We start from the raw sequence: 15,578 nt of genomic DNA, 5'->3' as shown, positions 1-15,578 counted from the left end.
TTTGCCTTATATCTATGATATAAAAAAATGAACTCGGTTTTTTGTTTATGAGTTCATTTTTTGTATTATTAATCTTCGTCTTTAACTTGAATGTTACGACGTTTGATAATTTCATCTGCAATATTTTTTGGACATTTTTCATAGTGGTGGAATTGCATTTGGTATGTTCCACGACCAGCTGTCATACTACGTAAGTCAGTAGCATAACCAAACATTTCTTTAAGAGGAACTAATGAACGAATAATGTGAGCTCCATCATTTCTTGTTTCATTGTCTTCAATTTGTCCACGACGACGTGTTAAGTCACCCATAACATCACCAAAGTAATCTTCAGGAATAACTACAGCAACGTCCATAATAGGTTCAAGTAATACTGTACCTAATAAGTCTTTAGCTTTGGTTAAAGCTTTAGATGCAGCAATTTTGTAAGCTAATTCTGATGAGTCGACATCATGGTATGATCCATCAAATAATGTAGCTTTAATATCAATCATAGGATATCCTGCTAAGATACCACCAGCCATTTTGTCTTCAAGGCCTTTTTGAATTGGTTTAATGTATTCTTTAGGAATTTTACCACCAACAATTTTGTCTACGAATTCAAAACCTTTGTCATGGTTTGGTTCAAATTTGATTCATACGTGACCATATTGACCTTTACCACCAGATTGTTTAATGTGTTTACCTTCAACTTCAGCACTTTTTGTAATTGTTTCACGGTATGAAACTTGAGGTGCACCAACTTTAGCTTTAACACCATGTTCACGTTTGAGACGGTCAACGATAATGTCAAGGTGTAATTCACCCATACCAGCAATAATTGTTTGACCTGTTTCTTCATCTGTGTATGTTCTAAATGTAGGGTCTTCAGCAGCTAATTTTTGAAGTCCTAAAGCAAGTTTTTCCATAGCATCTTTACTTTCAGGTTCAAGAGCTTGTGAAATAACCGGTTCAGGGAAAATCATTTTTTCCAAAATGTATTTTGGAGATTTTTCAGCAACTAATGTGTCACCTGTGGTTGTTGATTTAAGACCAACAGCTGCCACAATATCACCTGCATAACATTCATCAATTTCTTGACGGCTGTTTGCATGCATTTGGATTAAACGTCCAATTCTTTCTTTAACATCTTTAGTTGAGTTATATACATATGATCCCTTATTAAGAATACCTGCATATCCACGAACGAATGTTAATGAACCAACATAAGGGTCAGTCATAACTTTGAATGCTAAACCAATAAAGTCATGATCATCTGTAGCTGGAATAGCTACTTCTTTATCATCTAAGTGAGCTTTTGTAGCTGGAATATCTAAAGGTGATGGTAAGTAATCAACAACTGCGTCGATCATTTTCTTAACACCTTTGTTTTTGAAACTTGTTCCACAAACTGCTGGATAGAATTCAGCTGTAAGGGTTGCTTTACGAATAACTTTTTTAAGTGTTGCTAAATCAGGTTCAACACCTTCAAGCACTTGCATCATAAAGTCATCATCATATGAAGCAACAGCTTCAATTAATTCTTGTCTTTTTGTTTTTGCTAATTCAGCTAAGTCTGAAGGAATAACAATTTCTTTTGCATTTTCTTCAGGTTTTCCATCGTATTCATAAGCTTTCATTTCAACAAGGTCAACTAAACCTTTGAAATGAGCTTCTGCTCCAATAGGAATTTGAATTGCAACTGCATTACCGTTTAATCTTTCTTTAACTGATTTAACAGCTGCAAAGAAGTCAGCTCCTGCTTTATCCATTTTGTTTACATAAACTAAACGAGGAACTTTGTAGTTTGTAGCTTGTCTTCAAACTGTTTCTGTTTGAGGTTCAACACCACTTTGAGCATCTAAAACGGTAACAGCACCGTCTAATACACGAAGTGAACGTTCAACTTCAACTGTAAAGTCAACGTGTCCTGGGGTGTCGATAATGTTAATTCTTTTTCCTTTTCAGAATGCTGTTGTAGCAGCTGAAGTAATAGTAATACCACGTTCTTGTTCTTGGGCCATTCAGTCCATTTGGCTAGCACCGTCGTGGGTTTCACCTAATTTGTGAATTTTACCTGTGTGAAGCAAAATTCTTTCTGTTGTTGTTGTTTTACCTGCATCAATGTGGGCCATAATACCGATATTAAGGTAATCTTCTAATTTATATTGTCTTGCCATAATATCTTATATTATCATCTGAAGTGTGCAAATGCGCGGTTAGCTTCAGCCATTTTGTGTGTGTCTTCACGTTTCTTAATTGCGCCACCTGTTTTGTTTGATGCATCAATGATTTCGTTAGCTAATCTAACATCCATTGTTTTTTCATTTCTAAGACGTGCATATTGCACTAATCATCTTAAACTTAATGTTTGTTTACGACGATCTGAAACTTCTGTTGGAACTTGATAGTTTGTTCCACCAATCCTACGTGTTCTAACTTCAAGTTGTGGAGTAACATTTTCCACAGCAGCTAAAAACACTTCCATTGGTTCTTTGTTTGTTTTTTCTTTAATGATATTGAAAGCTGAATAAAGGATATCTTGAGCGATAGATTTTTTACCATCTAGCATAATAGTGTTAATTAATTTTGTAACTAATACTGAGTTAAAAACTGGATCAGCTAAAACTTCTCTTATAGGTGCAGAATGTTTTCTTGACATAATTTTCTCCTTCTATATTAGTAGGCTATTTAGCAGCCTTTTCTTTTTTAGTTCCGTAAAGACTACGTCCTTGTTTACGGTTATTAACACCAGCTAAATCTTGAGTACCACGAACGATGTGGTATCTAACACCAGGTAAATCCTTTACTCTACCACCACGAATAAGAACAACTGAGTGTTCTTGTAAGTTGTGTCCTTCACCACCAATGTAGGCAGTAACTTCCATACCATTTGATAACTTAACACGAGCATATTTACGCATAGCTGAGTTAGGTTTTTTAGGAGTCATAGTTGCAACACGAGTACATACACCACGTTTAAATGGAGCTGGCAACTTACGACCTTCTTTTGTTAGTGTATTGAAACTTAAGTTCAAAGCAGGTGCTTTTTGCTTACGAACTTTAGAAACTCTACCACTTGTAACAAGTTGATTTGTTGTAGGCATTTTTGTTTCCTTTCTCTTATTTAATAAATGTCCTAAATACTATAAATGAAATATAGTGATTTCTATTATATAACAACTTTGCCGTGTGTTTCAAAAATTTTTTAATATTTTTTACTAATTATTGTTAATTCCAAAAGTGAAACATCCAGGTTTTAAAAATCTAACTTTTGAAAATAATACGATTAGGTCACAAAATGTTTTTATTTTGCTTTTATTATTAATGTGCTATTATTTATAGGCATTAAAAAATGCATTCAAATTTTATACTTGGTTAAGATATTAGATTTTAGCTAGGTTAGAACATATATAAGGAGACGATATATGATTACAAAAGAAGAAAAAGCTAAATTAGTTGCTAAGTATGGTGCTAATAAAAAAGACACAGGAAACACATTTGTTCAAATCGCAATTTTAACAGCAGAAATTGAAGATTTGAAAAAACACTTTGCAGCAAATCCTAAAGACAACCACTCACGTCGTGGTTTCTTAGCAAAAATTTCAAAACGTCGTGTTTTATTACAACACCTTAAGTCAAATGACTTAGAAACATACAACAAAGTTTTAGCTGAATTAAACTTAAGAAAATAGTAGTAATTTTCATTCTAATAATTAGTGTAGCAAGAAAGCTACATTTTTTTATTCAAATTTGTGGTTATTTTTTCCAAATTAGACTATTTTATTAATAATTTAGTAAAATAGTAGCATACAAATATGAAAGGAAAAAATGGGAAAATTATTAAAGTTAAACTTTAAAACAGCATACAAAGACAAGTCAATATTAATTATTAACTTTTTCCTAGTACCGTTTTTACTTTTAATAGGTACCCTTATTATTCTTATTGTATCTCACACAAATTCAGCTCGAGATATAGTTATTTATTATGGAAGCATGTCACCTATTTTAATTATATTGGCCGCAATTATTACGGGTTCTTATATTTTTAAGATGCCTCAAAATGAAGGCTTAACTTATGTTTTATATTCCAAACCAGTATCAAGAACTGAACTGTTTTGATCTTCTTTTGTTAGTGCATTTTTAATCAATGTAATTAATGCTACTATTAATGCATTATTCTCAGCAATTATTATATCTTTTGCAGCTTTAGGATTATCCGATGATCTAAAAGGAACCAAATTTATTGGTAATATTTGACTTTTACATATAGCTTTTATTTTTGAAGCTCTTATTATTGGAACTTTTGTAATTTCATTTATTTCAATTATTTTTTCAAAAGTTTCATCTAAAGCATTACTTGGTATAACTTTACCTGTATTTATGGCAACACCTGCACTTTTTAACATTATTAAAATTTTTTCAACGCCAGAAGAATACCACCAAATATCAAAAATAAGTAAAGCAGAAAATTTAAAAGCTAATTTTGATAGTAAAGAAGAAAATGAAATAAACAAAAAATTTGTTATTAATGATTATGTAACTTCAAGCTCAAATTTATTTAAACATAATTTTTCAGTTGTCAATTTATCTAATGGTTTAAATATGAACTTTTGATCAATGAACTTTTATAATGATTTTATTTTAGATGATCCAAAGAGCAACCGCTTTATTCCAATTATGAGTGAAGGAGTTCATAACCAATATTTCTATAAAAGAGATATGGAATCTGTTTTGAATAATTATGATTATGTCACAAATGGAAATCAAAAGATTTATATTATTGATTATGATTTAAGCACAACAGATCGACTTAATCCATATCAAAAACAAGAAACCTTAGAACAAAAAATTACTTATATGGCTCGCAAAAAACACATTATAAAATGAAATGATGAATATACTGATAGAGTTTATCGTTTTGAAAAAGAAGCCCAAATTTTAAAAGCAAATCCAGATGTTTTTAGTCAAAAATTATTTAATGGTCTTGTTAATGTAATTGAAAATTTAAAAACCGATTTCAAAACTGAAATTGTCAATGCTAAAGCAAATTTTGATGGTAAAGACTCAACCAAAACTCTTGAAACATATGAAACATTAATTAATTTTGCAACTCAAAGACTTTACAATGAAATGGTGCCATTAATATATAGAAGTACCATTTTTCTCTCAGCTAATGAAGATCCTTCAAAAGCAAAAAATGAAGAAAGAGAATTCAGAAATTTTGTTGAAGATAATTTAACTTTTGACAAAAAAGAAGAATTATTTAAAAAAACTCGTTACTTAAGCTTTGACTATAACTCTATTGCAAAAAAACTTTTCTTTACAATCTTGGTAAAAAATAATTTATATTCTATAGTTGATGCAATGTCAAAAGTTATTATGAATGATTATCGCGAAACTTTAAAAATAAATCAAAATAAAGAATTCTTTAATTCAAGACTTGAAGAAATTTTTGGCAGCATGCTAATTAATAAAGATTTATTAAAAGAAAACAACATTGATTTGAAATTTTACAAAGTACAAAAAGTTAATATATTTCCATCTTACATGCAAATAATTATTTACTTTTTAATGGCTACACCTTTAGCTATTGGCGGATGATTTATTTACAAAAAAACTAACTTTTTAAAATAGGAGGAAAAAATGTCACAAAACGCAATTGAATTTAAAAATGTTACAATGAGTTTTAAAAATTTTAAAGCTTTAGACAATGTGACATTTTCAATCAAAAAAGGTGAATTTCATGGATTTATTGGAGCAAATGGAGCAGGTAAAACTACAAGTTTCCGTTCATTATTGTATTTTTATCCAGAAGTCCAAGGTGAAATTTTAATAGATGGAATTAACTTTAAAAACAAAAAAAGTAGAATCAAAATTGGTTATGTTCCTGAAGTAGCAACATTTCCTAAAAGTCTGAATATTTATGATTACTTAGTTGCTTTAGCTGAATTAAATGGACTTAAAAATGACGAAGCTAAAAAAAGAATTGAAGAATTATTAATCGAGTTAGATGTTAACAAAAAAATATGAAAAAAGATAGGTAAAAATTTATCTTCAGGTCAACAAAAGAAAGTTATTTTAGTCCAAGCTTTAATTCATAATCCAGAAATATTGATCTTAGATGAGCCTGCAGCAAACTTAGATCCAAAAGTTAGAAATGAACTTTATTTTAACTTAAGCAAACTTCACAAACAAGGCAAAACCATTTTTGTTTCTTCTCATATTTTAAGTGAGCTAGAACAATATATTGATAGTCTAACTGTTTTAGATAAAGGTAAAGTTTTATATTCTGGTGACTTAGAAATTTTAAAAAATTCAAACTTTGAAGTATTTATTAAAACTGAACAAATTAATGAAACTATTAAAGCCTTAGAAAAAGCAAAACTAGTTTCATCAAACAAAGAATATCAATGTCGAGAAACGGGTATTGCTGTTGATTTACCTTTCAATAAAATCACAAACATAACAAAAGCATTAATTAGTAGTAATATCGATTTTGAAAACATTGGAAAAAATATTCAAACCTTAAACGAAAAGTTTTTCAAAGTTGAAAAAGCAGAATAATTTACCAAACAAACTGTTTTAAAGGTTTATAAGTTAAAAACACCACTAAAAAATTCTTTAAAATTTATATTTTAAAAATGACATTTGTAGTAATATTATAAGTATATATAAGAATTAGTATATAATATTAATAATATTTATTGGCAACTTTAGATATTTAAGAAGATATATTTTGAAATATTAAATTAATAAGGAGATAAACATGAAAGAATTTACAGCTTCAATTATAGATCCAATTGGTCTTCACGCAAGACCTGCTAGTGTTGTTTCAACAATTGCTTCAAAATTCAAGAGTGATGTGCAAATTGTTTTAGACAAGACAGGAAAAGTTGGAAATCTTAAATCAATTATGAATGTTATGTCTTTAGGTGTTAAAAAAGGCGACGTAATTACTATTAAAATCAATGGAGCAGATGAAGAAGAAGCATACAAAGCTATTTATGATGCTTTTAAATCAAATGAAATTATTTAATGTAATAAGAAACCGCCATTAAGCGGTTTTTTTATGTAGAAAGATGAATTTTTATGAATTTTAGCAAATACTTTTTCAAAAAAATTCTACTTACATTCTTAGGTATTTTTATAACAGTTACCCTTGGCTATTTTGTTATAGCTTTATTTATTAATAACTCACAAATAAACAGAGAACCAATTATCAAAAATTATTTCACTTTCTTAGGTTCTATTTTTAGTGGTTTTGGTAAACCATTTTCAACTAATAATAGTGGTTTCAATTCATCGTTAGAATTATTCTTCCATTATTATAAATTTAGTTTACTTTTTGTAAGCATTTCTTTTGTATTTAGCTTTTTTATAGGTGTTTTTGTCGGAATATGATTAGGCTATAAAAACAATAAAATGACTGATTTAGTCCTCTCATTTATTGTCTTTATTTTAGCTGCTATTCCTACTTTTATCTTTGCACCAATAATGCTAATTATTTCAGAAGTCAATGACTTACCAGTTAATTTTATAGAGCCATCAGCTTTTGGTTTTGGTTATACATTGCTTTCTTTAATACTTCCTATTTCACTTTTATCTTTAGGAATCATTGCATTCTTTGCAACCATTACCAAAAATAATCTTGTTCAAATTCTAAAAAAAGATTATGTAATCACTTTAAAAGCAAATGGCTTAAGTACTTTACAAATATTTAATAAAGCTGTTATTAAAAATTTATTTATTTCATTAGTTAACCAAATAGTGCCAATTTTAGTTTTAACTATAAGTTTTAGCTTAATTATCGAACGTATTTTTCAAATACCAGGTCAAAGTGTTATTTTAATTAGCATGTTTGATCAAAAAGAAATTAATGTTATTATGGCTTTAGTATTTTTTAAAGCTTTGCTTTTATTCTTATTAGCTTTTATTTGTGAATTAACTTATGATTTATTGCAAGTTGAAAATGGTTATAATTTTAATTTCAATTTTAACTTCAAAGAAAATAGAGAAAAAGATAGATTCAGAAAGGAGGCGCATAATGGCATTTAATCATGAGCACCACCATTCTCACGAAAAAGCAGGCCAAAGTCATATTGAATTTGAAAAAAGTCTTTTCACTTTAACTCACCATAAACACTTCCAAGTAAATATCAGCAATAACAAAAGTGAATTTAAACAATACTTAATTCGTTTCTTTAGCAAAAAGATCAACATTGCTTTAGTTTCAATTATTGGAATCTTCTTACTGTTTTTGACTTTAAGTGCTATTTTTAGCCCTTATTCGCCAAAAACTAGTGTCATCGATTCACAACTTGCTTATAATTTGCCTAACTACTTAAATGCAAGTATTACTAAAAAGTTTGCACAAAGTGACCCCTTATATCAATTTATTTTGCAAACTCAAAAAGATCATCCTAATTTAAAAATAGTCATAAATGAAACACCTGATTTTGACTTAGTTAATTTAACTTACAATCCATATCAATTGCTTTATGCCTTAAAAGGCACTAACTATATCTTTTTATATGGTACCAATTCTCAAGGTATAGACCGCTTTAGTTTCTTTATTCATTCATTTGGCATAAGTATTTTAGTAACATTTGTGGCTGCTTTAATCCAATTATTTTTAGGGACCTTTTTAGGTTCAATAGTGGCTTATTATTCAAATAAAAGCAGTGCTAAATTTAGTTACTATTTAATTAGTACTATTAATATTGTGCCTTTCCTTATTGTAGTTTTCTTGATTTTTAAAATAAGTTCATATAACCATCTTAATGCTATATTAATTTTAGGTTTTATTGGTTCCCTTAGCTTCTTTTATTCAAGTTATTCAATAGGGCTTGAAATCAAAAACAGTGAATTTATTTTAGCTTACAAAGCTAATGGCTTGAGTAATTGAAGAATAATTTACAAAATTATTTTCATTCACTGCTTGTGAAGAAATATTGCTTTAGTTTCTGATTCATTATCACTTAATATGTTAGCTTTAGCTTCATTAGCTTTCTTTAATATTTATAAAATTGATCAAAGCTTAAATATTGGAAACGTTTTTAAAGATATAGTTGACAATCTAAAAAATGTTGAATATACAATTTTTGTTTCAATATTAGCAAGTTTTTATGTAATATTAGTAAAATTCTTAGGTATAAATTTCTTTATTGCGAGTGTACCTAAATTAGAAAAGTAAAGGATAGTATGAAAAGAAAAATTAAAAAATATGGCAGCTTATTTTTAATTAGTGCAACACTTACTTCTAGTGTCGCTACTCTTTCATGCAACAATATTAGACAAGTTAATCCTAAAGATAGTTATATTAAAAAATATAATGAACCAAACAAAATTAAAGACAATTTTATTATTAACAAAGTTAAAAGAATTGATAATGATTTTGAGAGTTTATTAACTGCACCTTTAATTAGATGAAAAAGTTTAGGCAAAAGTAAATTTGATCACTTAAACAAATTCTTTTATAAAACTACAACTAGATTTTTAGAATTCTATTTAGCTAAATCAATAACAGTGACTCTGAAGGATAATAGTCAAAAAATTTTTAATAGTGATGATGTTAAAGAAAAAGTTGATCAAGCTCTTCAAAGTAGTACTAAAGTTAATGAAGATGGAGCATTAAGCGGTATTAAACAAATTTATTCTGATGAAAATAATAATATAAATTCTAAAGAATTTTTTGAAGCTTTAAATAGTGCAACTAAAATTGAATTTGAATTAAAAGACGATGTTTATTATTCAGATTATAAAGGCAAAAAAACAAATCATAAATTACAAGCCCAAGACTATTTAACTAGCTTTAATTTGAAACAAAATCGTGAACAATTTTCAGCTCTTTTAGACAACTATTCTTTGAAAAATTTAGGCCAAAATAGCATCCAAAATAACAAGTTAATTTTTGAATTAAACGATGCTCAAAAAAGCAAAAATAATAACTTTATTAAACTATTTACAACTCAAGAAATTACTAATAATTTGATCTTCAATCCAATATCAACAGACTACTATAAAAATAATAAAAATAGTTATGGCAAAAATTACCAAAACATCTGTTTTATAGGTTATTATGTTTTAAATAAGAACACTGTTGATGAGCAAATTTTTATTAAAAATAATAACTCTGCTTTAGATAGTTTTAACCAAAATGAAAAGCAAAATATTCTTAATAAAGTGACTATAAAATATAATCCAATTCAAAACGATGAGCCTACCTTTAGATTACAAAGTTATAATGCATTTAAACAAAATCTTTTAAGTGAAGCTTCTTATGATATTTTTAACCAATTGCAAAAAGATGAAATAGATAATTTCTCTAATCTTTTTGGTGTTACTTATACATTATTTAAACCAAATAATAGTAATGTTATAAGCTATTTTTACAATGTTAATCCATATGCTAAAAATAACAAAGATTTCAAATTTAATGAAGCTTTTAGCTTACTATTTTATAATCAGAAATTAAATGAATTAAAAGATCAAAATTTAGTAAATAAAAAATATTATGAACCACATCAAATTGTGTTCAGAAATATTTTAAATAACTGTATTAATCAATATTCATTTATTAAAAATTTGAATCATAATACTTACTGAAATTCATTTGCTTCACAAAGTTTAAACTATGACAGCAGCAATAATAGTGGTATTTTAGACAACCAAAATGTTAACTTTTTAGATGACATTAATCGAGTTTATGATTATCATTTTGATTATAAAACTAATAAATTTGATAATAAAATAATTGATTTTAATGGATCTGATGGCTTAATTAAACATTCAATAAATAGCAAAAATATTTTGGATATTAATGAACAACTAAAGAGTGCAAATTATCAAATTTATCAAAATGAAATGAAGCAAATTTTAGATGATTTTTATAGCAAAAATGGAGATTATAAAAATCAAAAAATTCAATTTACATTACCTATTTTTGCTGAAAAGAGTTCATTTATTGACAGTTTATATAAAAGAATAGCCTTCTTGTACAACAACCTAGACAATCGTTTAAATGTTAATTTTGAATATGCTTCAAAAGAAGCAAATAATTACTTTTCTAAATATCAAAACTTTAGTGCAGTTGATAATTCATTTAGTAACTATTTAATTAATTTAATAACAGCAAATAACCAATTCTTTTTAAATTTATTCTTATATTCAAAAGTCAATTTAGAATCAATTAACTATGATAAAAATATCAAAAAAATTATTTCAACAATAGAAGAAACAATTAATAAAGTTGATTACTTTAAAAATTATGAGTTGCAAAAAATTAAAGCAAACAGTTCACTTTTAGATCAAATTTTGCAAAAAAATAATTTGAAATTGAAAGAATTCAAAGCTAGATTTAAAGAAAAAATTCAAGCTTTAAATTTTGATCAACAATTCAATATTTTAAAAAGTATTGACTCATTTTTAGGAATCAGAGTAACTGAAGATAATTTCCTTTTTACTAACGAATACCAAAAATCAATAGTTCAATACTTCTACACAAAACCAATAAATCTAGATGGTTTTACTTATTTTCAAGATATTACTTTTAACTAAAAGTACTGTAAAATAGGCCAAGAAAATAATTGCTTTAAAAAGCAATAAAATGTTAGTTACACTACAAAAAAAATTTTTAATAAATTGCTATACATTTTAATTTTTTAACATATAATTAGAATACATTTATTAGCTAATATAAAAATTGTATAAGGAGGAATCGTGGCTATAGTTCCAAAACGTAAGACATCTAAACAACGTAAACACAAAAGACGTACCCATGATGCTTTACCTGTTCAAAATCTTGTTGCATGCAAAAACTGTTCTCAATTAATTCAACAACACCGTGTATGTGAATCTTGTGGATTTTATAAAGGTAAAAAAGTTGAAGGTTACAAAAGTTTAGATATGCGTAATGCTTAATAATAATTAAATGGGCAATCCCATTTTTTTATTATTCTTTAATGCTACTTTGATAAATAAAAATGATATTAATATAAAATATAATTATTAATTAAGGAGAAAAATGCAAGTAATTAAAATTATTGTACCAATAGTTATTTTGGCCTGTTTAGGTCTTTTGGGCATTTTTATTTTCCTTTATATTAGAAAAACTAATCTTAATAAATACATTAAATTTTTAGATGATTCAACTAAAAATATTAAAAATAATCTAACAGGACGTAACGCAACAATTCAACGTTTTATTACTTTATCAAATACTCAAGAAACATATAAAGCTGCTTTAAATCAATTAAAAAGTTTAGACAACAAATTAAAAAAAATAATTGTTGATTTAAATGATAAATATAATGCATTAAGAAAAGCGGCTAAAGCTTATAAACTTAAAGAAGCTAAAAAACTTTACTTAGAAATTTTGCCTAAATATGAAGAATGCATTTCAATGCATAAACAATTTGATGAAAAAACTAAGAACTTAAATAAACATTGAAATGTTATTGAAATAGTAACCAATGAATCATTTAGAATCTTAAGAAAAATTGAAGAACATTTAGAAAAAAATAAATATTGCTTAAATCATAGTTATGATTATTTAACTAATGAATTAAAACAATTAAGTAACACTACAATTGAATGAGAAGAAAATAAACTTATTCATAAAATTGATAGTATTTCAAATGCTTTAAATCAACATGAAAAAAGAATCAATATTTTTGCTCGCAAAGTGGACCACTTTGTTAATATCGAATGAAGTCTTTTTAACCACTTACCTGAAATCTTAAGCAAGCTCTCTTTTGAAACAAAAGACAAATTAGCTATCAAACAATTAATTGACGAAAGAGAAAACTTAGCAACTGAATGATTAAAATTACCTTATCAAGATGTGCAAGAAAGAATCAAAAAAATCTATGCTGATTATTATACTTTAAACAAGAAAACTGCTCTTAATGCTGAGTTTCAAGATTTCATAAATAATGAATTAGAAAACATAGGCAAAATGATTAATGAGCTTGATCAAAAATTAAGCTATATTTCAATTGATTTAGATGATTTTGACAGCAATTTTGTAACCAAGATTTCACAAGAATTGTTACAACTTAGAAACCAATATGATAGCTTTAATAAAGCTAATAAAGCTAATGGCAATGTTAGTTTAATGGAGATGCAAACACTACTTCATGGCATAATGGAATTAATCAAAAAATGCAATGATAAAATTGAGATTTTTAACCTCGATACTTATCAAAAAAATTACAATGCTTACTACTTAAAAATTTTGGAAACTTGAAGCCTTAAAATTCAATTTGTTCAAAGCACAGTATTAGAACAAAGTTTAGAATTAGAAAACGATATTAAGCTTTTAATTGTTTCTTTATTAAAAGTCAAAAAAGACTTTGAACAAAGTAAAAAAATTAACTTCAAATCTAAAAATTGAAACCACTTTTACAACATCTTTACAAAGCTATTCAAAATGACGTTTAAGGCTTATTTATATAAGAAAATGACAGAAGAGCTCATGTTAAAAAGCATGCATTATCGATTTAATAATCCAGACTTTAATGAACTCTTAATTTCAGTCAATAAACACATGCGAGCTAAGAAATTTGATGAAGCTTTCTCACTACTAGCAACCTGCATGAAAAAAGGAAAAAAATATGTACAATAAGATTTTAATTAGATATGGTGAATTGACTCTAAAAGGCAAAAATAGAGTTAATTTTATTGATACTTTAGCTTCAAATATTCGTCATAAAACTAAAGATAAATTAGAGGTTGAATTTGACCGTATGTTTTTGCCTTATAGTCAAGAAAATTTAGATGCATTGCAATACATTTTTGGTATTACTTCTTTCTCACCTGTTATTATTTGTGCTAATGATATTGAAGAAATTAAAAAGCAAGCTTTAAATTTAGCAAAAAATAAAAATGGAACTTTTAAAGTTGCTGCTCGTAGAAACAATAAAAGTTTTCAATACCAATCAAGTCAAATTAACAATATAGTTGGCGGTTTTTTATTAGAAAACAACCAAAATTTAAAAGTTGATGTTAATAATCCAGACTTTATTGTTTATATTGAAGTTAGAGGCAAATTTACTTATGTTTTTAGTGATTTTGTCCAAGCTTTAGGCGGCCTCCCTGTTGGTGTTAGTGGGCAAGTATTGCACTTAATGAGTGGTGGAATTGATAGTCCTGTTGCTGCTTTTCAACTTATGAAAAGAGGTCTTAAAGTTAATTTCTTATCTTTTATTACACCTCCTCAAACTGATCAAGCAACAGTAAATAAAATGAAAGAATTAATCAAAATATTAACTAAATATCAAAACACAAGCACTTTTTATTTAGCTAACTATTCTACTTTAATGAACTACATAGCTTTAGTTTCAAATCAAGCTTATAAAATTACTCTTATGCGTCGGAGCTTTTATCGTATTGCTGCTAAATTAGCTCAAAGTAAAAAAAATCTAGCCATTTCTAATGGCGAAAACTTAGGTCAAGTAGCTTCACAAACTTTAGAATCACTTTATACAATTAGTCATGATATTAACATGCCAATTTTGCGGCCACTATTAACTAATGACAAAATTGAAACAATCAATTTAGCTAAAAAAATTCAAACCTATGATCTTTCAATTACTAAATGTAATGAAACATGTGAGCTTTTTGCTCCTAAAGAACCAGTAACTAAACCTAATGTTCAAGAAGCTCTTAAATTAGAAGAAGAATTAAACATGATTAATGACTTAGAAAAAGAATGCTTAGAAAAAAATATTGAAATAATCAAATTCTAAAAAATTCCTTTCTTTATTTATATATAAGAGATGTGCTTTAAAAATAAGGCACTTTTTTTATTTTTTCATAATTTAAAAAAGTTAAATTAGCATAAAAAAATAATTTCTAAAATACTTTGTAAAAAAATAAAAAAATTTTCAAAAAAATGTTTTGCAAATATTAATTTATGTGTTATCATATTAAAGCATTTACAAAATAATGCGACAAAATTGTTCTTTGAAAACTAGATATATAAACATGACAGTCAATTTTTTCGAGAGTTTGATCCTGGCTCAGGATGAACGCTGGCTGTGTGCCTAATACATGCATGTCGAGCGAAGGTAGCAATACCTTAGCGGCGAATGGGTGAGTAACACGTGCTCAACGTACCCTTCAGTTTGGCATAGCGACTGGAAACAGTCGATAATTTCAAATACTCGTAGTTTTCGCATGAAGATTACGGAAAAGAAGCGTTTGCTTCGCTGGAGGAGCGGGGTGCGTAACATTAGCTAGTTGGTGAGGTAACGGCCCACCAAGGCGATGATGTTTAGCGGGGTTGAGAGACTGAACCGCCACACTGGGACTGAGATACGGCCCAGACTCCTACGGGAGGCAGCAGTAGGGAATATTCCACAATGGGCGAAAGCCTGATGGAGCGACACAGCGTGAAGGATGAAGGTCCTATGGATTGTAAACTTCTGTGGTAAGGGAAGAAAAGACAGAATAGGAAATGATTTTGTTTTGACGGTACCTTATTAGAAGCAACGGCTAACTATGTGCAGCAGCCGCGGTATACATAGGTTGAAGCGTTATCGGAATATTGGCGTAAGAGTCTGTAGTGTTGNTAGTCGGCGTTAATTTGGGCTCAC

The 15,578-nt window shown here is 27.6% G+C and carries 13 protein-coding genes and 1 other annotated feature; of the genes, 10 read left to right on the top strand and 3 right to left on the bottom strand.

Annotated elements, in window-relative coordinates; translation table 4 throughout:
* Positions 1 to 68: 68 nt before the first annotated feature.
* The 3 genes from fusA to rpsL are packed head-to-tail and all read right to left on the bottom strand — an operon-like array spanning position 69 to position 3,086.
* Positions 69 to 2,159, bottom strand: a complete 2,091-nt coding sequence (gene fusA, locus MBIO_RS00480) for an elongation factor G (protein ID WP_013527039.1) — start codon at positions 2,157 to 2,159, stop codon at positions 69 to 71.
* An 11-nt stretch (positions 2,160 to 2,170) separates the two neighbouring features.
* Positions 2,171 to 2,641 carry a 30S ribosomal protein S7 gene (gene rpsG, locus MBIO_RS00475; protein ID WP_013354859.1) on the bottom strand — a complete coding sequence of 157 codons (471 nt, stop codon included), beginning with the start codon at positions 2,639 to 2,641 and terminating at the stop codon, positions 2,171 to 2,173.
* 25 nt (positions 2,642 to 2,666) lie between these two features.
* A complete protein-coding gene (gene rpsL, locus MBIO_RS00470; RefSeq protein ID WP_013354858.1) occupies positions 2,667 to 3,086 on the bottom strand; it encodes a 30S ribosomal protein S12 in 420 nt (139 codons plus the stop codon).
* Between the two features lie 321 nt (positions 3,087 to 3,407).
* On the opposite strand from rpsL, the gene rpsO reads away from it, so the two are divergent.
* The 10 genes from rpsO (at position 3,408) to thiI (ending at position 14,729) form a co-directional block, all read left to right on the top strand.
* Complete coding sequence (gene rpsO / locus MBIO_RS00465; RefSeq protein WP_013354857.1) at positions 3,408 to 3,674, top strand: 30S ribosomal protein S15; 267 nt, start codon at positions 3,408 to 3,410, stop codon at positions 3,672 to 3,674.
* A gap of 136 nt (positions 3,675 to 3,810) precedes the next feature.
* The gene (locus tag MBIO_RS00460) at positions 3,811 to 5,616 is read left to right on the top strand and encodes an ABC transporter permease (RefSeq protein ID WP_041594171.1); all 1,806 of its coding nucleotides are present in this window, start codon (positions 3,811 to 3,813) and stop codon (positions 5,614 to 5,616) included.
* A 9-nt stretch (positions 5,617 to 5,625) separates the two neighbouring features.
* On the top strand, positions 5,626 to 6,546 hold the full coding sequence (locus MBIO_RS00455) for an ABC transporter ATP-binding protein (protein WP_013527038.1): 921 nt from the start codon (positions 5,626 to 5,628) through the stop codon (positions 6,544 to 6,546).
* 202 nt (positions 6,547 to 6,748) lie between these two features.
* Positions 6,749 to 7,018, top strand: coding sequence for an HPr family phosphocarrier protein (locus tag MBIO_RS00450; protein WP_013354854.1), 270 nt, complete (start codon positions 6,749 to 6,751; stop codon positions 7,016 to 7,018).
* A gap of 53 nt (positions 7,019 to 7,071) precedes the next feature.
* Positions 7,072 to 8,037, top strand: coding sequence for an ABC transporter permease subunit (locus tag MBIO_RS00445; protein ID WP_041594170.1), 966 nt, complete (start codon positions 7,072 to 7,074; stop codon positions 8,035 to 8,037).
* Complete coding sequence (locus MBIO_RS00440) at positions 8,027 to 9,175, top strand: ABC transporter permease subunit (RefSeq protein WP_013527037.1); 1,149 nt, start codon at positions 8,027 to 8,029, stop codon at positions 9,173 to 9,175. The genes MBIO_RS00445 and MBIO_RS00440 overlap by 11 nt, the downstream gene beginning before the upstream one ends.
* 8 nt (positions 9,176 to 9,183) lie before the next feature.
* A complete protein-coding gene (locus MBIO_RS00435) occupies positions 9,184 to 11,538 on the top strand; it encodes an OppA family ABC transporter substrate-binding lipoprotein (RefSeq protein WP_013527036.1) in 2,355 nt (784 codons plus the stop codon).
* A gap of 162 nt (positions 11,539 to 11,700) precedes the next feature.
* Positions 11,701 to 11,901, top strand: coding sequence for a 50S ribosomal protein L32 (gene rpmF / locus MBIO_RS00430; RefSeq protein WP_013354850.1), 201 nt, complete (start codon positions 11,701 to 11,703; stop codon positions 11,899 to 11,901).
* Between the two features lie 103 nt (positions 11,902 to 12,004).
* Positions 12,005 to 13,606, top strand: a complete 1,602-nt coding sequence (locus MBIO_RS00425; protein WP_015510683.1) for a hypothetical protein — start codon at positions 12,005 to 12,007, stop codon at positions 13,604 to 13,606.
* The gene (gene thiI, locus MBIO_RS00420; RefSeq protein WP_015510682.1) at positions 13,596 to 14,729 is read left to right on the top strand and encodes a tRNA uracil 4-sulfurtransferase ThiI; all 1,134 of its coding nucleotides are present in this window, start codon (positions 13,596 to 13,598) and stop codon (positions 14,727 to 14,729) included. The genes MBIO_RS00425 and thiI overlap by 11 nt, the downstream gene beginning before the upstream one ends.
* Positions 14,730 to 14,979: 250 nt before the next feature.
* Positions 14,980 to 15,578 (top strand) — a sequence feature (16S ribosomal RNA rRNA prediction is too short).

The sequence above is a fragment of the Mycoplasmopsis fermentans PG18 genome (genome assembly GCF_000209735.1).
GTDB lineage: Bacteria > Bacillota_I > Bacilli_A > Mycoplasmatales > Metamycoplasmataceae > Mycoplasmopsis > Mycoplasmopsis fermentans.
This window is presented reverse-complemented; position numbering and strand designations above follow the sequence as displayed.